Source organism: Rathayibacter sp. AY1E3 (assembly GCF_002932235.1).
Taxonomy (GTDB): Bacteria; Actinomycetota; Actinomycetes; order Actinomycetales; family Microbacteriaceae; genus Rathayibacter.
Genome location: NZ_PSVN01000016.1, coordinates 60,125 through 77,641, shown reverse-complemented (window position 1 = coordinate 77,641; position 17,517 = coordinate 60,125). Strand labels below are relative to the sequence as shown.

The following is a 17,517-nucleotide window of genomic DNA, read 5'->3' as shown; positions in this document are numbered from 1 at the left end:
GAGCGGGGCGGAGACGGGGAGCGGGCGGGAACCGCCCACCCGCGCCCCGCCACCCGCGTCAGCCGATCGTCACGAGGGCGGCGAACAGCTCCGGCGCTCTGCGGTCGACGATCCGACCGCCGACGCGGATGCCCACCAGCGCGAAGACGGTGCCCAGCACGAGGGCGGCCGCCAGTCCGATCAGGCCGAAGGCCGGGTCGCCGCCGATGAGCGAGATCGCGCCGAGGACGATCGACGGAAGCGCCAGCAGGCCGGTCGCGGCCATGCTCCCCAGCATCACGACGCTCGAGATCATCCCGGAGCCCGGCGGCGTCTTCAGCGGGCTGTCCCCCGGCCCGGGCACGGGGTAGACGACGAGCGACGAGGCGACGCTCGACACTCCGAACCCGCTGAGCACGAGGGCCAGCGCCATGCCCAGCACGGCCGGGATCGCGTCGGCGCGTCCCGCGTACAGCGCGGTGCCCACCGCCACGACGACGACCGCAGGGATGCCGATGATCGCGGCGGCGACGACGCGACCGGCGCGGTCGGCCGACCCCGTCACTCCGGAGCTGACGTGCGCCGCCCAGGCGGTGCCGTCGTACGACACGTCGGCGCAGAGGGTCACGCCGAAGATCAGGCCGACGAGCACGGCCGAGAGCAGCACGAAGGTGTCGCCCCCGCTGCCGATCGCGGAGTAGAAGACCGCGAGGACGACGACGGCGGGGATGACGAGGAGGCCGCGGCTGTAGCGCGGGTCGCGCCACCAGTAGCCGAGGGCACGCGCGGCGACGGCGCCGGTCGGGGTGCCGGGGAAGCGCCCGAACAGGCCGAGGCCCGCGGATCCGGAGGCGGAGTGCGCGCCGGACGCGGCGGGCTCCGCGAGCGCGTGCCGCAGCGCCCGGGCCCACGCCCAGACGAGGACGGCCAGCGTCGCGAGCCCGATCAGCAGGCGCGCGATCGCCGCGACCCAGTCGCCCGAGACGACGGATCCGGGGACGGCCCAGATCGCGCCGAGCGGCGACCAGCCGAGGGCGCCCGCGATCACGGGCAGGACGTCCAGGCCGTCGCGGATCACGTTCGTCAGGCCGAAGAAGAGCGGTCCGAGCAGGATGACGACGACGAGCACGACGCCGCCGATCACCTCGCGGTAGCGGCGGCTCGAGCCCAGGCCCGTGGTGAGCGCGCCGATCAGGCGGGACGCGACCACGCAGGTCGCGACGCCGATCACCGCAGCGACGAGGCCGGGCAGGATGCCGATCGGACGGCTCCACCAGGCGGCGGCGGAGGCGAGCCCCCCGAGCGTGGTCACCACGCCGGGGATGCCCGCGAGGCCCGCGGCGGCGAGCCCGAGGAGGAGGGTCCGCAGCGGGATCGGGAACGTCGCGAGGGTGGGCAGGTCGAGGCTCTGGTCGGAGCCGGACAGGAAGATCGGCCCGAGCACCCAGCCGAGGATCAGAGCGGATCCGCCGAGGACGATCGCGACGTTCGCGAACGCCGGGTCCGTGCCTCCGAGCGCGACCAGGCCGGCCGCGACCAGGCCGAGCACCGCGATCGCGTAGAGACCGCCGAGGATCACGCCGATCAGCTGCCACACGTTCCGCGTCAGCGAGTTGCGGAGCAGGAGCAGCCGCAGCCTCAGGAGATGCGCAACCATGCCGGTCCCTCCTGGTGGGTGCGGCCGCCGACCAGCTCGACGAAGCGCTCCTCGAGGCTGGAGCCGGCGCGGACCTCCTCGAGGGTGCCGGAGGCGAGCACGCGGCCGTCGGCGATGACGGCGACGCGGTCGCACATCCGCTCGACGAGGTCCATGGAGTGGGACGAGACGATGACCGTGCCGCCCGACGCGACGAAGCCGGTCAGGATGTCGCGGATGTTCGCCGCCGAGACCGGGTCGACCGACTCGAACGGCTCGTCGAGCACCAGGAGGCGCGGGGCGCGCACGAGCGCGCAGGCGAGCGCGATCTTCTTGGTCATGCCCGCGGAGTAGTCCACAACGAGCGTGCGGTCGGCCGGATCGAGGCCGAGCAGGGCGAGGAGGTCGTCGGTCCGCTCGACGACGACGGAGCGCTCGAGCCCGCAGAGCAGGCCGTAGTAGGTGACGAGCTGGAGACCGGTGAGGCGGTCGAACAGCTTGACGCCGTCGGCGAGGACGCCGATCAGCCGCTTCGCCTCGAGGGTGTCCTTCCAGACGTCGACCTCGTGGATCGTGACGACGCCGCTGTCGGGGCGGAGCAGGGCCGTGGCCATCGAGAGGGTCGTCGTCTTGCCCGCGCCGTTGGGGCCGACGAGCCCGAAGAAGGACCCGGCGGGGACGTCGAGGTCGATGTCCTTCACGGCCTCCTTGTCGCCGAAGCGCTTGCGGAGGCCGCGGATCCGCAGGGCGACCTCGCCGTGGCGGCCGGAGGCCTCGGGGGCGGCCCACGCGGGGGTCGCGGAGTCGGTGTGCGCGGAGTCGGTGAGCGCGGAGTCGGTGTGCTCGGCAGCGGTGCCGTCGGCGGCGGTGCGCGCGGCGGGGCTCTCGGTGTCCGTGCCGTCCTGGGGAATGCCGGGGGGCGTCGTCCCGTCCATGTGTGTCCCTTCCGGGCCGCGGTGGGCGGCCGCTCCTCCACCCTAGGCAGGCGCTGCGGTCGGGGCATCCGTCCCGCGATGGAGTCGCGCTGAACGCGCCGGCGCGGCCCCGGCGGCTCGACGGGGCGGGGCGGGAGCACGGCCGCCTACGCTGGCCCCATGCCCACGCTCCTCCTCGTCCGGCACGGACGCACCACCGCGAACACCGCGGGGATCCTCGCCGGACGCACCGCCGGAGTGCGGCTCGACGACGTCGGACGCACGCAGGCGGCGCGCACCGGGGAGCGGCTGGCGGCGGTCGAGCTCGCGACCGTGGTGTCGAGCCCGCTCGAGCGGTGCCGGCAGACCACGCGCTTCGTCCTCGAGCGGCAGACGGGATCGCCGGCGACCGTGATCGACAAGGGCATCACCGAGTGCGACTACGGCGACTGGTCGGGGCGCTCGCTGCGGGATCTCGCGACGGAGCCGCTCTGGGCGACGGTGCAGAACCAGCCCTCCGCGGTGGTGTTCCCCGGCGGCGAGGGGATGCTCGCGATGCAGGCCCGGGCCGTGTCGGCGATCCGCCGGCACGACGCGGCGGTGGCGGAGGAGCACGGGGCCGGCGCGGTGTGGGCGGCGGTCAGCCACGGAGACACGATCAAGGCGATCCTCGCGGACGCGCTCGGCATGCACCTCGACCTGTTCCAGAGGCTCAGCGTCGGACCGGCGTCGGTGTCGATCATCCGCTACGGCGCGGGGCGGCCCGAGGTCGTCGCGATGAACACGGACGCCGGGGACCTGGGCTGGCTGCGGAAGGCGGCCCCCGTGGCGGACGCCGCCGTGGGTGGCGGGGCGGGGCACGAGTAGGCGCGGGTTCGGGAGGGCCGCTTCAGGGCTCGATCGAGCGGCAGGGATGCGGGTGCTCGGCGGCGGTGGATCTCGATGCGCCCGCTCCGCGGGGGGCTCGGCCAGCAGAAGAGACGGCTGCTCGATCAGCAGGCCGCCCGAGCCCGACGCGCGCAGCCACTGCGGAGGCGGGCGCTCGTAGACTGGGGGCATGCCTCCGATCGTGCACGGATTCGACTGGCCCGATCGCGTCGTCGTGGGGACCGTCGGCTCACCCGGCTCGCGCTCCTTCTACCTCCAGGCCAAGACCGGGCCCCGCGTGGTCAGCGTCGGCCTCGAGAAGCAGCAGTCGGCCCTCCTCGCCGAGAAGATCGACGAGATCCTCGACCAGCTGATGACCGCCCAGGGCAACCCGGTCAGCGTCCCCGCCGGCACTCCCCCGGAGCTCGTCGACAACGACCCGCTCGACCAGCCCGTGGAGCCCGAGTTCCGCGTCGGCGGGCTCAGCCTCGGCTGGGACCCGTCCACCGCGCAGATCGTGATCGAGGCCTACCCGCTGACCGAGGCGGAGGACGACTCCGAGGAGGAGCCCGAGCCCACCGAGATGCTGCAGGTGAAGATCCCGGTCGGAACGGCGCGCGCCTTCGCGAAGCGCACCCTCGAGGTCGTCGGCGCCGGACGTCCGCTCTGCCCCCGCTGCGGCGAGCCGATGGATCCCGACGGGCACGACTGCCCGCTCGCATGAGCGACCCGGGCGGGCTCGACGGCGAGCTGGAGCTGGCCGGCCGGATCACGATCGCCTCGAACGCGACGTTCCTCGCGCAGCTCGGCGAGACGTCCGTCGTCTACAAGCCGATCTCGGGCGAGAAGCCGCTGTGGGACTTCCCGGACGGCGTGCTCGCGGGCCGCGAGGTCGCCGCGTACCTGGTCTCGGAGGCGCTCGGCTGGAACGTGGTGCCGCGCACGTGGCTCCGCGACGGTCCGCTCGGGCCGGGCATGGTCCAGCTCTGGCAGGACATCGATCCGGACCAGGACGCGGTCGACCTGGTGCCCGCCGACGCCGTGCCCGACGGATGGCGGCACGTCCTCGACGGCAGCGACGAGGAGGACCGCGACATCTCCCTCGTGCACGAGGACTCGACGGCGCTGCGCCGGATGGCCGTGTTCGACGTGGTCGCCAACAACGCGGACCGGAAGGGCGGGCACGTGCTCGCGCTGCCCGACGGCCACCGCTACGGGGTAGACCACGGCCTCACCTTCCACTCCGAGCACAAGCTGCGCACGGTCCTCTGGGGCTGGATCGGCGAACCGCTGCTCGAGGAGGAGCTGACGGCGCTGGCGCTCCTGCGCGCGCAGATCGACGGACCGCTCGGCGAGGCGCTCTCGGAGCTGCTCACCGAGGACGAGGTCGCCGCGTTCGCGAAGCGCTGCGAGCGGCTCGGCTCCTTCGGCCGCTTCCCGGGCCCGCGGGGCGGGATGCCCGCGGTGCCCTGGCCGCTGTTCTGAGCCGGGCGCGGTCGGAACTCAGGACGAACGCCTCCGGAGCGGCGGAGACACGCTGATCCTCAGGCGCGGGAGCGGATCCCTCCTGCATCCTGAGCGGCTCAGAAGCTCCAGCCGCGGCCGAACAGCTCCTCGCCCGGCGCTCCGCCACCGCCAGGACCCGCGCCGCGAGCGCCGAGGTAGGAGGAGACGACGGCCGCGCCCAGGTCCTCCGCCTCCGGGTTCACCACCGAGCCGCCGACCCGGCGGGCGAGCGAGTCGATGAAGCGCGCGAGGCCCGGGTCGTCGCCCAGGCGGAAGAACGTGGTGTGCGCGCCGAGGCGGAGCGACGCGTCGAGCTCGCGGACCGAGACGGCGACCGTCAGCGGGTCCGGCGGGTAGTCGAAGAAGACGCCGCCGTCGGGCTCGAGGTGCGCGGTCGGCTCGCCGTCCGTGACGATGAGCAGCACCGGCTGCGCGTTCGGGTGCTTGCGGAAGTGCCGGTTGGCCAGCAGCAGCGCGTGGTGCAGGTTCGTGCCCTTGTCCCACTCCGCGTCCAGGCCCACCAGCTGCTCGACGTCCATCACCTCGGCGCGTCGGCCGAAGGCGACGAGCTGCAGCGCGTCTCCGCGGAACCGGCTGCTGATCAGGGTGTGCAGGGCGAGCGCAGTGCGCTTCATCGGCACCCAGCGGCCGTCCATCGCCATCGAGAACGACGTGTCGACGAGGAGCGCGACGCAGGCCTGCGTGCGCGCCTCCGTCTCCTGCACCTCGACGTCGTCGATCCGGATGCGCAGCCCCGAGCCGACAGGTCGGCCCTCGCCGGCGGTGCGGGTGAGGGCGTTGGTCACCGTGCGGGGGATGTCCCAGGCCTCGGTGTCGCCGAACTCCCACGAGCGCGTCGCTCCGGAGCGCTCGCCCGCCGCGCCCGCACGCCGGACGTCGCGGGCGCCCTGACGGCCGGAGACGGTCTCGGCGATGTCGCGCAGGAGCGCCTTCCCGAGCTGGCGCATGGCCTTCGGGCTGAGGGCGAGGCGCCCGTCGGAGCCGCGGCGCAAAGTCCCGGAGTCGCGCAGGGCCCGCTCCAGGCGCTTCAGCGTCTGCGCGTCGACGGAGGCGTCCTCGCCGAGGCGCTTCGCCAGCAGGTCGAGGTCGAGGTCGTCGAGGGAGGAGCGGTCCGTCTGCGCGAGCTGGTCGGCGAGGGCGTCGAGGTCGGCCAGCTCCTGGAACACGCCCGTCCCGTCGCCGAGGCCGAGCCCCTGCTCGCCGCCCATCCGCTCGGAGCCGCCCCAGTCCTCGCCGGGACGGAGCCCCCGCAGGGTCTCGTCGAGGCGGCCGAGGGACTGCATGAGCTCCGGCGTGCCGAAGGCCTCCTGGGCGAGGGCGTCGAGCTCGGCGCGCTGCTCGGCGGTCATCGAGTTGCGCATCCGCTGAGCCGCGGCCGCGCGGGCGGCGAGCGCGTCGATCAGCTCGTCCACCGACTCCGGGCCCTCGGGGAAGTACTCGCCGTGCTGCTCCATGAAGGCGTCGAACTGCTCGGGGGTGTCCTCCCCGCGCGCGTGCGCCTCGAGCAGCTCGTTCAGGTCGCGGAGCATCGCGTCGATCGCGGCCCGGTCCTCGTCGCTCGCGTTCTCGAGGGCCTGCTTCATCCCCTCGAAGCGCTGATCGAGCATCTCGCGGCCCAGGAGCTCGCGGATCCGCTCGAAGTCGGCGCGCGCCTCGGGGCTCTGCCAACGGTAGTCGCGGAGCTCCGAGACGGCCGCGGCCGGCGAGGGCGGGAGGCTGTCGAGCTGGATCTCGGCGAGCGCGCGGTCGCCGTCGTCCATCTGCGTGTCGCGGGCGAGCTGCTTGCGCTCGGCGAGGACGGCACTGTCGAGGAGCTCGCGGATCTCGCGGAGCGTGCCGTCGAGGTTGTTCCTCTGCGTGAGCTCGCGACGCCGCTCGGCGACGCGGGCGGCCAGGTCGTCCAGGCCCTCGCGGTCGCGGGTGCCCCGGCGGAGGAACTCGCGCAGGGCGCGCTCGGGCGAGGTGCCGCCCATCACGTCCTCGCCGATCGCGTCGAGGGCCTCCTTCAGGTCGACCGGAGGAGCGAGCGGATCGGGTCCCCCGTCGTACTTCGCGTAGCGCGCGTCGCGCTTCAGCCGCCGGTTGCCGCGCGGAGCATCAGCCATAGACGGCCTCGCCCCCGCCCGTCTCCTTGCTCAGCTTGCGCGAGAGGTAGAGGCCCTCGAGGGCGAGCTCGACCGCTCCGGCGCGGCGCCCCTCCCCCACGGCGTCGAGGCGCTCGGCGACCTCGTCGTACACGCGGGCCTCGCCCAGCAGCGGCAGGCCGGCCAGGAACTCGCGGGCGGTCACCTGCTCGCCGGTCGTGATCATCGCGCCGTTCTCGACCGCCTCGACGAGCGGCCCGAGGTCGACGCCGCGCAGGTGGGCGCGGACGGTCTCGGCGGTGGCCTGGCGGAGCAGGTGGTCGAGGATCTCGTCCTCGCGGCCCTCCTCCCCCGACTCGAACTCGATCTTGCCGCCGAGCACGTCGACGGCCGTCTCGAGGTCGATGGGGCGGGCGACCGCCTCCTCCTCGCCGCGGCGGGTGGCGCGGTGCAGGGCGGCGGCGGCGATGGTCTCGGCGCCGGCGATGGCGAAGCGGGCGCTGACGCCGCTGCGCTGGTCGACGGAGCTCGACTCGCGCAGGGCCCGCGTGAAGCGGGCGAGGATCTCGATGAGCGCATCGGGCACGGTCGCGACGAGGTCCGCCTCCTGCCGGATGACGGCGACCTCGTCGACGAGAGCCGTCGGGTAGTGGGTGCGGATCTCGGCGCCGAAGCGGTCCTTCAGCGGCGTGATGATCCGGCCGCGGTTCGTGTAGTCCTCCGGGTTCGCGCTCGCGACGACGAGGACGTCGAGGGGGAGGCGGAGGACGTAGCCGCGGATCTGGATGTCGCGCTCCTCCATCACGTTGAGCATGGCGACCTGGATCCGCTCGGCCAAGTCCGGCAGCTCGTTGATCGCGACGATGCCGCGGTGGCTGCGCGGGATGAGGCCGAAGTGGATGGTCTCCGGGTCGCCCAGGCTGCGGCCCTCGGCCACCTTCATCGGGTCGACGTCGCCGATGAGGTCGGCGACGCTGGTGTCGGGGGTGGCCAGCTTCTCGACGTAGCGCTCCTCGCGGGGCTTCCACGCGACGGGCAGGTCCTCGCCCAGCTCCTCCGCGCGGCGGCGGCTCTCCGTGGTGATCGGCTCGTAGGGGTGCTCGCCGAGCTCGGACCCCTCGATGACGGGCGTCCACTCGTCGAGCAGGCCGACGAGGGTGCGCAGGAGGCGGGTCTTGCCCTGGCCGCGCTCGCCCAGCAGGACGATGTCGTGGCCGGCGATGACGGCGCGCTCGACCTGCGGGATGACCGTCTCGGCGAAGCCGTGCAGGCCCGGCCAGGGGTCGCGGCCCTCGCGCAGGGCGTCGAGCAGGTTGTCGCGGATCTCGGTGCGGAGGCTCTTCTGCACGTGCCCGGAGGCACGGAGCTGGCCGAGGGTCTGGGTCGTCGGGCGCATCACCTCGGCAACGCTACGCCGCAGGTCCGACACGTGGTGGAGGTGCGGCGGATTCCCGGCGCGGGCTTGCGCGGGGGGCGCTTCGAGACACCGCTGCGCTCGAGGGACACCGCTGCTGAGGCGGTGTCCCGGCGGGCAGCGCGGCGCCTCGGCGGTGCGGTCGGGCGCGGCGCCGCGGACGGCTCAGCGCTCGAGGCGAGGGGCGGCGGCGAGCAGGCGGCGCGTGTACTCCTCCTGCGGTGCGGCGAGGAGCGACGCGGCCGGCCCCGCCTCGACGATCCGGCCCTCGCGCATCACGGCGATGCGATCGCTCATGTGGGCGATCACGCCGAGGTCGTGCGAGATGAGGAGGAGGGCGAGGCCGTGACGGCGCTGCAGGTCGTCGAGCAGGTCGAGGATCTGCGCCTGCACCGACACGTCGAGGGCCGAGACGGGCTCGTCGCAGATCAGCACGTCGGGGCGCGTCGCCAGGGCCCGGGCGATCGAGACGCGCTGGCGCTGACCGCCGGAGAGGGTCCGCGGCGAGCGCCGCTCCAGGGCGGGGTCGAGCCCCACGCTCTCGAGCAGCGCGGGCACGGAGGCGGCGCCGGCGTCGCGGAGGAGGCGGCCGACGCTCCAGCGCGGGTCGAACGAGGAGAGGCTGTCCTGGTAGACGGCGCCGATCCGCGGGCGGCGGGGACGGCGGGAGCGCTCGGTCGCTGCCGACCACGGCTCGCCGAACAGCTCGACGGCGCCCGCGTCCGGACGCCGCAGCGCCAGCACGAGCCGGGCCACCGTGCTCTTGCCCGACCCGGACTCGCCGACGAGCCCCACGGTCTCGCCGCGCCGCAGCCGGAGGTCGACGTCGTCGACCGCGACCCTCACTCCTCCGCCGGGCAGCGGGAAGCGGGCGGCGAGTCCGCGGGCCGCGACCACGACCTCGCCGGGAGTCTCGGGCGGGGTCGCCGGTGCGGTCGGGTCGGTGAGCCGGGAGCCGCGCGGGCGCCCGGCGGGGACGGCGGCCACGAGCGCGCGGGCCTCGGGGCTGCGGGGCGCACGCAGCACCTCGGCCGCGGTCCCCTCCTCCACCACGCGGCCGTCGGCCAGCACGAGGATGCGGTCGGCGAGGCCCGCCACCACCGCGAGGTCGTGCGAGACCAGGACGAGCGCCCGGCCGCGCGCCTTCTGCTCGGCGAAGAGCTCGAGCACGCGGGCCTGGACGGTGACGTCGAGCGCGGTGGTCGGCTCGTCGGCGACGAGCAGCGGCGGATCGAGCGCCACGGCCGCCGCGAGGAGGGCGCGCTGGCGGAGCCCGCCGGAGAGGTCGCCGGAGCGCTCCCGCATCCGCTCGGCCGGCTCCGGCATGCCGACGCTCGCCAGGGCCTCGACCGTCCGCTGCGCGCGCTCGGCCGCGGGGAGGCGGCCGTGGAGGCGGAGCACGTCGCCGATCTCGCGGCCGATCGGGCGCAGCGGGTCGAGCGAGAGCAGCGCGTCCTGCGGGACGAAGCCGACGGATCCGCCGCGCAGCCGCCGCAGCTCCCGCTCGCCCGCTCCGACCACCTCGGTCCCGCCGACGCGGACGCTCCCGGTCACGGCGCCTCCGCTCAGCCCCAGCAGCGCTCGCGCGGTGACGCTCTTGCCCGACCCGGACTCGCCGACGATCGCGACGCACTCCCCCGGGTCCACGCGGAACGAGACCCCGTGCACCACCTCGACTCCGTCGAAGGCGACCCGGAGCCCCTCGACGACGACCGCGCTCACCGCGCACCCCGCAGACGCCCGCCGAGGACCGTCGTCGCGATCGTGGTCAGCACGATCGCCAGTCCCGGGAACACGGTCAGCCACCACGCGCTCGCGAGGTAGGTGCGGCCCGCCGAGAGCATCGCGCCCCACTCCGGCGCGGGCGGCTCGGCGCCCAGGCCCAGGTAGCTGAGGGCCGAGGCCCAGACGATCGCCTGGCCGACGCCGAGGGTCGCCAGCACGGCGAGCGGCCCGAAGGTGTTGGGGAGGACGTGCCGGACGAGGATGCGGACGGGTCCGTGCCCCAGCACGCGCGCCGCCTCGACGTAGCCGGAGTCGCGGATGCCGAGCAGCTGCGTGCGCAGGATGCGGGCGTACCCCGGCGCGGTCGAGAGGCCGACCGCGATGGTGGCGGGGACGACTCCGGGACCCGTGACCACGATCACGAGCAGTGCGAGCAGGAGCGCGGGGAAGGCGAAGAGCACCTCGAGCACGCGGCCGATCACGCCGTCGACGACGCGGCCGCCGAACGCCGCGACCACCCCGAGCACCGCGCCGAGGACGAGGCCGATCGCGGTGGCGCTGGCGCCGATCAGGAGGGATGCGCCGGCCCCCGCGATGAGGCGGCTGAGGACGTCGCGACCGGACTCGTCGGTGCCGAGCAGGTGCGCGGCACCCGGTGGGGTGAAGGCGTCGCGCGGGGCGACGGAGAGCGGATCGGAGGGGGTGAGCAGCCCGGGCGCGACGGCGGCGAGCAGGAGCAGCACGACGAAGACCGCGGCCAGCACCTCGCCGGCGCGGAGGCGGGAGGCACCCCGGCGGAGCGGGCGGGCGGCGCGCAGCTCGAGCTCGCTCACGCGACCGCCTCCCGCCGCGCCAGCCGCGGGTCGATCACGCGGGTCAGCAGATCGGTGGCGAGGGTCACGACGATGTACGCCAGCGCCGTGACCAGCACGACACCCGTCACCACCGGCACGTCACGGACCGTCACCGCCGCGAGCAGAGTCCGGCCGAGCCCCGGCCTCGCGAAGATCGTCTCGACCACCACGGCCCCGCCGATCAGGTAGCCGAACGCCCAGCCCGAGAGCGAGACGCCCGGCAGCACCGCGTGGCGCAGGGCGTGGCGGGCGCGGACGCCGAGCTCGCCCTCGCCGCGCGCCCGAGCGGCGAGCACGAACGGCGACTCCAGCGCGTCGAGGAGGGAGCGGCGCATCACCTGGCCGAGGAAGCCCGCCAGCGGGATCGCGAGGGTGAGCGTCGGCAGCACCAGCCCGGCGGGCGACCCGGTGCTGACCGGGGGCAGCCAGCGCAGCGCGGTCGCGAAGACGGCGATCAGCACGGTCGCCAGCCAGAAGTGCGGGAGCGCGGCCGCCGTGAGCTCGAGGCCGGACCCGATCGCGGCGGCGAGCCGGCCGCCCCGGGTCGACCAGAGGGCGGTCGCCAACGCGAGGATCCATGCGGCGGTGAGCGCGAGCACGGCGAGCAGGAGGGTGCCGGGCAGCTGCTCGCCGAGGATCTGCGCGACCGGGGTGCGCAGGGAGTAGGAGGTGCCGAGGTCGCCGCGCGCGAGCCTGCCGAGCTGCACCAGGTACTGCACGAGGAGCGGCTGGTCGAGGCCGTACTGCTCCCGCACCGCGGCGAGCGCCTCCGGCGACGCCTGCGAGCCCGGACCGCCGAGGATCGCCTGCGCCGGATCGCCGGGGACGAGGCGGATGAGGACGAAGACGGCGGTCGCGACGGCCCACAGCACCACGAGGGCGCCGCCGAGGCGGAGGAGCACGCGGCGGATCATGCGGGCGGGCGTCCTCTCTGGTCGGGGCGGTGGAGGGGGGCGTCGTCGAGGTCCGCTCCCTCCGGAGCACGGGGTCTCGATGCGCGACCGTCGGCGGCTACTCGACCAGCATGGAGGACGGATCCCTGCTGATCGAGCGGCCCGCGGAGCGGGCGCATCGAGATCCGCCTATCCCGATCGCGGGGTCTCGATGCGCCGCCGCGGCGGCTACTCGACCGGCACGCGTACGCTCATCGATCGGTGCAGGCGGCTCGCCGGGGCCGGTTCAGACCCAGGCGTCGGCGAACCAGGGGGTCGACACGGTGTCGAGGGCGACGAGGCCCTGGACGGCCGACCGGTGCAGGTAGTGGTTCTGCTGGTCGTAGAGCGGCAGGATCCAGTAGCCCTCGAGGACGATCCGCTGGGCCTGCTCGTACAGGTCGGCGCGGGCGTCCTCGTCGGTCGTGGCGCTCGCCTGCTCGAGCAGCGAGTCGAGCGCGGGGTCGGCGATCTGCGCGTGGTTGGCGAAGTAGCCGCTCGGCGCGGGGGTGATGCCCGAGGAGGAGTAGAGGATCCGCAGCACGTCGGGTCCGACCTTCGTGTACGGGGCGCTCACCAGCTCGTACTCGTTCGACGCGAGCGCGGTGTACCAGCTCGACAGGTCGAGCAGGCTGATCCGCACGTCGAAGCCGAGGGTCTTCGCCGAGGCCTGGATCTGCTCGAACAGCGACTGCTCGGCCGGGATCGACTGGTTGGTGCTGACGGGGAAGCGCAGCGTCAGCGGCGTGCCGTCCTTCTCGCGGATGCCGTCGCCGTCCGAGTCCACCCAGCCGGCCTTCTCGAGCAGATCCTCGGCGGCGGCCGTCTCGGAGTCGGACCCGGCGTCCTCGAAGAGCGACGGGTCGGAGTACGCGGTCGCCTCGCGGCTGGACAGCGGGGAGTAGGAGCGCTCGGCGGTGCCGAAGAAGAGGGAGTCGATCGCGTCGTTCACGCCGACGCCGCGGACGAAGGCCTCGCGAACGGACTCGTCGTCGAACGGCGCCTGCCCGGAGTTGAGCTCGAGGCGGTTGACCGAGCCGGGCCGGGGCGCGTCGAGCTCGACGAGGTCGGTGGCTCCGGTCGCGGCCTTCAGAGTGTCGGGCTGGGCGTTGTCGAGCACGTCGACCTCGCCCGACTGCAGCGCCGCGTAGCGGGTGGCGGAGTCGGGGATGAAGCGCCAGGTGATGCTCGCCAGGTGCGCGGGGCCCTCGTGGCCGTCCCCGGTCGGGCCGGTCGACGCGTCGTAGGCCTCATTGCGGGTGAGGGTCACGTGGTCCTGCTTGACCCACTCCGAGACGGTGAAGGGGCCGGTGCCGACGGGCGCCTCGCAGTTGGCCTCCTCGCCGCGAGCGATGCCGGCGGGCGACTCGATCGCGGTCCACGGCTGCGCGAGCGACTCGAGCAGCGCGCTGTCCGGCGCGGTCAGGGTGAAGCGGGCCACGGTCGGCGAGACCGCGGTGACGGAGGCGACCTTCGCCACGGCGAGGTAGCCGGTGGAGGACTTGGTCGCCGGGTCCTGCAGGTGCGCGATGTTCGCGGCGACCGCCTCCGCGTCGAGGGCGGTGCCGTCGGTGAAGGTCGCGCCCTCGCGCAGGGTGAAGTCGTAGCTGAGCGCGTCGTCCGAGACGGTCCACGACTCGGCCAGCCACGGCGTGATGGTGCCGTCGGCGTCGCGCGAGACGAGCGACTCGAGCACCTGCGTCGCGAGGAGCGCCTGCGGGTAGTTGCCGCCGACGTGCGGGTCGAGGCAGGTGGGCTCGGCGTCGCCGGACGCGTAGGTCAGCGTCCCGCCGTCGACGGGGGTGCTGGAGGCGTCCGGCGTCTCGGCGGTGCAGCCGCTGAGCAGGAGCGCGGCGGCCGCGACGGCGGCGGGGAGGGCGAGGAGGCGGGAGCGCAGCGGCATGACGTCTTTCGTGGAGGGGTCGGGGGTGCACGCGTTTCTTGGACGCGACCCAGGAAACGCTAGCAGGGCGTGGAGGCGGCGGGCGGGGATCGCTCGGATCCGTGGAGGAGCGCCCGCATCCCGCGCTGGGGAGGGACGAACCGCGCTGTCAGAGGCCCCTGATGCGCCGGGCGGTCGAGAAGGGCCTCCGCTCTCCTACTGTCGACGCATGACCTCCGCCGTGCTCGCCCTCCTGTTCGGCTCCGCCGTCGCCCTCGTGGGCCTCGTGCCCTGGGCCGCCCTGCAGTACCGGCGCCGCGGCGTCCTCGGGATCGGCAACGCGGTGCTGGCCTTCGCCGCCGTGGTCTACGCGCTCGCCCTCGTCACCTACACGCTCCTCCCCCTGCCCGACGAGGCGACGGTCGCCGCCGCCTGCCGCACCGGATCGGGTCCGCAGCTGCGCCTGTTCGCCTTCGTCGCGGACATCGCGAAGGAGGGCGGGATCGACGGGCCCCGCGCGCTGCTGACGAACCCCGCGTCCGCGCAGGTGCTCCTGAACGTGGTCTTCTTCGTCCCCCTCGGGATGCTCGTCCGACACCTCGCTCTGCGCGGGCGCCTCGTCGCCGGGCTGATCGGCGGCACCGTCGTCGGCTTCGCCGTCTCGCTCCTCATCGAGGTCACGCAGCTCACGGGCGACTGGTTCCTCTACCCGTGCGCCTACCGGCTCTTCGACGTCGACGACCTGCTGGCCAACACGGCCGGCGCCCTGCTCGGCACCCTCCTCTCCCCCGTCCTCCTCCTCTTCACCCGCCGGACCGAGGGCGCAGTGCCGGAGCTGGCGCGCCCGGTCACGATCCGCCGCCGCGCGTTCGGCATGTTCTGCGACGTTCTCGCGCTGAGCCTCGTCACGGGCTTGCTCGTCTCGATCACCGGGGTCGGCCTCGTGCTCGCGGGGGTGGACACGCGCTCGAGCCCCGGGGACGTGGTTCTCGGAGCCCTGCCGTTCGTCGCTCCGCTGCTCCAGCTCGTGATCGTGCTGCGGTCCGGACGGACCCTCGGCGAGACGGTGGTGCGCCTGCGTCCCGAGCCGCGACCGCTCCTCTGGCAGCGGCTCGTGCGCTGGGCGGCGGGATCGGGCGGCTGGTCGACCCTGCTCGCTGTCGAGGGCGGGTTCTGGTCGCTGCTCGCCTTCGTCCTCGCGGCGGCCGCGATGATCGGCCTGGTCGCGACACGTGGCCGCCGGGGGACTGCGAACGCGCTGGCTCGCCTCGACGTCGTGGACGAGCGGGCGGAGGCGCCGTCCGCCATACGGAAGACGGACTGAGAGGAGCCTGCCGGACGCCTGGGCCGGCCGGTGGTCAGACCGCCGCGCGGAGCCCCTCGACAAGGTCGTGCTGCGCCTCGCGGCCGGCCCGCGTGGGCACGAGCGGGTACACGTGGACCTGCCCGACGGCCTCGTGGAGCTCGAACGGGACCGCGGCGGCCGCCGCCCGCTCGGCCAGCACATGGGCGTCCGGATTGAGGACGTCCCGCGTGCCGGTGAAGACGGTGAGGGGGCCGAGGCCCGCCAGGTCGCCGAACAGCGGGCTGACCACGGGATCGAGCAGGTCGAGGGCGCCGCGCCAGCTCTCGGCGAGGACGCGACCGCCCGGGGTGCCGAGCCAGGGATCGGTCGGCTGCACCTCGGGGATCCGCGGGTTGCTCCAGGAGAGGTCGAGCGCGGGCGAGACGAGGGTGGTGCGCGGCAGGACCACCCCGTCGTCGCGCAGGGCGAGAGCGGTCGAGAGGGCGATCTGGCCGCCCGCCGAGTCGCCGGCGAGGCAGGTCGCCCCGTGCCGCTCCCGACTCCGCAGCACCAGGGCGCGGACGCCGTCGCGCGCCTCGAGCGCCGTGCCGAAGGGCACGAGCGGGTAGATCGGGAGGGTCACCGCGACGGAGGCCTCGTCGGCGATGCGGGCGGCGAGCCACCAGTGCTGGGGCGCGATCTCGTTCACCCAGCCGCCGCCGTGGACGTAGACGACGCCGCCGCGGATCACCCGCGGGCGGATCGTGTAGACCGGCCAGGAGCCGACCTGCTCCACGTCGACGCGCACGCCGGGCCGGAGGCGGGGCGGCGGTCCGAAGGAGGCGGGACGGAGCGCGCGCTCCCGGATGCGGCGACGGGCTCCCTCCGCGCTGACGAAGGTGCGGTTCGCGCGGGCGAGCCGGAGCGCGAGCGGGACGAGGGCATCGGGGACGACGAGCGGCATCGCCCGAGCATCGCGCACCCCGGTGCGCAGCGGCTGGGCGGCGACGGACTGCGCGGCTGCGGACTCTGCGGCGACGGACTCGGCAGCCACCGACGCGGCAGCCACGGACTCCGCCGCTGATACGCGGAGGTCGGAGGACGCGGCGCGGGCTCCGCGGACGGAGCGTCGGCACCCGCGGACGCAGCGTCGGAGACCACGGACGACGCCCGGGCACCCCGAGGACAGCACGACGGCCCGGCCCGTGGAGGGAGCCGGGCCGGGGCCGCCGGTCAGCGTGGTGCCTGCACGCCCGCGGAGCGCGGGTCGGCAGCGACCTCGCTGTCGCCGTGCGCTGCGGGTCAGCGGCGCGCGGCGGAGCGGCCGGCGAAGCGGGTGTAGACGAGCAGGACGATGATCGCTCCGATGACCGAGCCGATGATGCCGGCGGGCTGGAAGAAGCCGTCCATCGGGTCGTGCTGGAAGATCAGGAACCCGAGGAAGCCGCCGACGAACGAGCCGACGATGCCGAGCACGATGGTCATGCCGATGCTGATGCTCTGCTTCCCGGGGACGATGAGCCGGGCCAGCGCTCCTGCGATGAGTCCGACGACGATGAGGCTGACGATGAGACCGAGCATGGCGGTCGTCCTTCCGTTGTGCGGGCGGGGGCCCGCTGGTCGGTTCCGCGGTTGCGGGACCGGTGGCTACGCAACCACCCCGGAGGAGGCGGCGGTACACCCCTGGGGGTGTGCTCGCCCCGACGAACCGTGCGGTAGCGTCCGACCATGACCCGCCGCGCGCCCCTCACCGTCGCGCTCGTCGACGACTACGACGTCGTCCTCACGGGCCTTGCGCACATGTTCGACCACTACCGCGATCGGGTGGTCGTCGCCGAGATCGACGCGAACGCCTCCCTCTCCGACCGGATCGACGTCGTCCTCTACGACTCGTTCGCCCAGCCGGAGTCGGACCACCACGAGATCGCGGAGCTGGTGCGCAACGAGCGGGCCGAGCACGTGGTCGTCTACACCTGGAACTTCGCGCCGACGCTCATCGCGGACGCCCTCGAGCAGGGCGTCCACGGCTACCTCTCCAAGACCCTGCCGGCGCGGGACCTGGTGGCCGCGCTCGAGCGGGTGGCGGCGGGCGAGGTCGTCGTCAGCGATCCTCCACGGCGGGCGGGCAGCGCACCGGGCCTCGACTGGCCGGGCCGCCACGAGGGCATCACCGACCGGGAGTCGGAGATCCTCGCGCTCATCACGCAGGGCAAGAGCAACGCCGACGTCGCCGCGCTCACCTACCTCAGCCCCAACACGGTGAAGTCCTACATCCGCAGCGTCTACGGCAAGATCGGCGCGACCAGCCGCACGCAGGCCGTCCTCTGGGGCGTCGACCACGGCTTCACCCCCGACCACCACCGCATCGACCACTGGCTCGGCGGCCCCTGACCCGCGCCCGGACACCCTCCGCGGCAC

General features: G+C 74.4%; 15 protein-coding genes. 5 read left to right on the top strand and 10 right to left on the bottom strand.

Annotated elements, in window-relative coordinates:
- Positions 1–58: 58 nt before the first annotated feature.
- Positions 59–1,636 (bottom strand): transporter, encoded by a 1,578-nt coding sequence (locus C5C53_RS13220; RefSeq protein ID WP_104267745.1) that lies wholly within the window; start codon positions 1,634–1,636, stop codon positions 59–61.
- Positions 1,618–2,550 (bottom strand): ABC transporter ATP-binding protein, encoded by a 933-nt coding sequence (locus C5C53_RS13215; RefSeq protein ID WP_104267744.1) that lies wholly within the window; start codon positions 2,548–2,550, stop codon positions 1,618–1,620. Before C5C53_RS13215 ends, C5C53_RS13220 begins: the two co-directional genes overlap by 19 nt.
- A 159-nt stretch (positions 2,551–2,709) precedes the next feature.
- On the opposite strand from C5C53_RS13215, the gene C5C53_RS13210 reads away from it, so the two are divergent.
- The 3 genes from C5C53_RS13210 (at position 2,710) to C5C53_RS13200 (ending at position 4,881) form a co-directional block, all read left to right on the top strand.
- Complete coding sequence (locus C5C53_RS13210) at positions 2,710–3,396, top strand: histidine phosphatase family protein (RefSeq protein ID WP_104226042.1); 687 nt, start codon at positions 2,710–2,712, stop codon at positions 3,394–3,396.
- Between the two features lie 190 nt (positions 3,397–3,586).
- Positions 3,587–4,120, top strand: a complete 534-nt coding sequence (locus C5C53_RS13205; protein WP_104225051.1) for a DUF3090 domain-containing protein — start codon at positions 3,587–3,589, stop codon at positions 4,118–4,120.
- Positions 4,117–4,881: an SCO1664 family protein gene (locus tag C5C53_RS13200; protein ID WP_104226043.1), complete on the top strand. Its 765-nt coding sequence runs from the start codon at positions 4,117–4,119 to the stop codon at positions 4,879–4,881. The genes C5C53_RS13205 and C5C53_RS13200 overlap by 4 nt, the downstream gene beginning before the upstream one ends.
- A 98-nt stretch (positions 4,882–4,979) precedes the next feature.
- Here the strand turns inward: C5C53_RS13200 and C5C53_RS13195 are convergent, their stop codons facing one another.
- From C5C53_RS13195 to C5C53_RS13170, 6 genes are all read right to left on the bottom strand, one after another.
- Positions 4,980–7,028: a VWA domain-containing protein gene (locus C5C53_RS13195; RefSeq protein ID WP_104267743.1), complete on the bottom strand. Its 2,049-nt coding sequence runs from the start codon at positions 7,026–7,028 to the stop codon at positions 4,980–4,982.
- Positions 7,021–8,403, bottom strand: a complete 1,383-nt coding sequence (locus tag C5C53_RS13190; RefSeq protein WP_104262318.1) for a magnesium chelatase — start codon at positions 8,401–8,403, stop codon at positions 7,021–7,023. The genes C5C53_RS13195 and C5C53_RS13190 overlap by 8 nt, the downstream gene beginning before the upstream one ends.
- Positions 8,404–8,586: 183 nt before the next feature.
- Positions 8,587–10,143 carry an ABC transporter ATP-binding protein gene (locus tag C5C53_RS13185; protein WP_104267742.1) on the bottom strand — a complete coding sequence of 519 codons (1,557 nt, stop codon included), beginning with the start codon at positions 10,141–10,143 and terminating at the stop codon, positions 8,587–8,589.
- A complete protein-coding gene (locus C5C53_RS13180; RefSeq protein WP_104267741.1) occupies positions 10,140–10,979 on the bottom strand; it encodes an ABC transporter permease in 840 nt (279 codons plus the stop codon). The genes C5C53_RS13185 and C5C53_RS13180 overlap by 4 nt, the downstream gene beginning before the upstream one ends.
- A complete protein-coding gene (locus C5C53_RS13175; protein WP_104249670.1) occupies positions 10,976–11,914 on the bottom strand; it encodes an ABC transporter permease in 939 nt (312 codons plus the stop codon). The genes C5C53_RS13180 and C5C53_RS13175 overlap by 4 nt, the downstream gene beginning before the upstream one ends.
- Positions 11,915–12,179: 265 nt before the next feature.
- Positions 12,180–13,835, bottom strand: a complete 1,656-nt coding sequence (locus C5C53_RS13170) for an ABC transporter substrate-binding protein (protein WP_104226049.1) — start codon at positions 13,833–13,835, stop codon at positions 12,180–12,182.
- Between the two features lie 208 nt (positions 13,836–14,043).
- Here C5C53_RS13170 and C5C53_RS13165 point away from each other — a divergent pair, with 208 nt between their 5' ends.
- Entirely contained in the window at positions 14,044–15,138 is a 1,095-nt protein-coding gene (locus tag C5C53_RS13165; RefSeq protein ID WP_181127770.1) for a VanZ family protein, read from the top strand.
- Positions 15,139–15,172: 34 nt separating this feature from the next.
- Here the strand turns inward: C5C53_RS13165 and C5C53_RS13160 are convergent, their stop codons facing one another.
- Together C5C53_RS13160 and C5C53_RS13155 are read right to left on the bottom strand one after the other, a co-directional pair.
- A complete protein-coding gene (locus tag C5C53_RS13160) occupies positions 15,173–16,153 on the bottom strand; it encodes an alpha/beta hydrolase (RefSeq protein ID WP_258075428.1) in 981 nt (326 codons plus the stop codon).
- Positions 16,154–16,401: 248 nt separating this feature from the next.
- The gene (locus C5C53_RS13155; protein WP_104267739.1) at positions 16,402–16,680 is read right to left on the bottom strand and encodes a GlsB/YeaQ/YmgE family stress response membrane protein; all 279 of its coding nucleotides are present in this window, start codon (positions 16,678–16,680) and stop codon (positions 16,402–16,404) included.
- 147 nt (positions 16,681–16,827) lie between these two features.
- Between C5C53_RS13155 and C5C53_RS13150 the strand changes: the two genes are divergently transcribed.
- The gene (locus C5C53_RS13150; RefSeq protein ID WP_104267738.1) at positions 16,828–17,490 is read left to right on the top strand and encodes a response regulator transcription factor; all 663 of its coding nucleotides are present in this window, start codon (positions 16,828–16,830) and stop codon (positions 17,488–17,490) included.
- Positions 17,491–17,517: the final 27 nt, after the last annotated feature.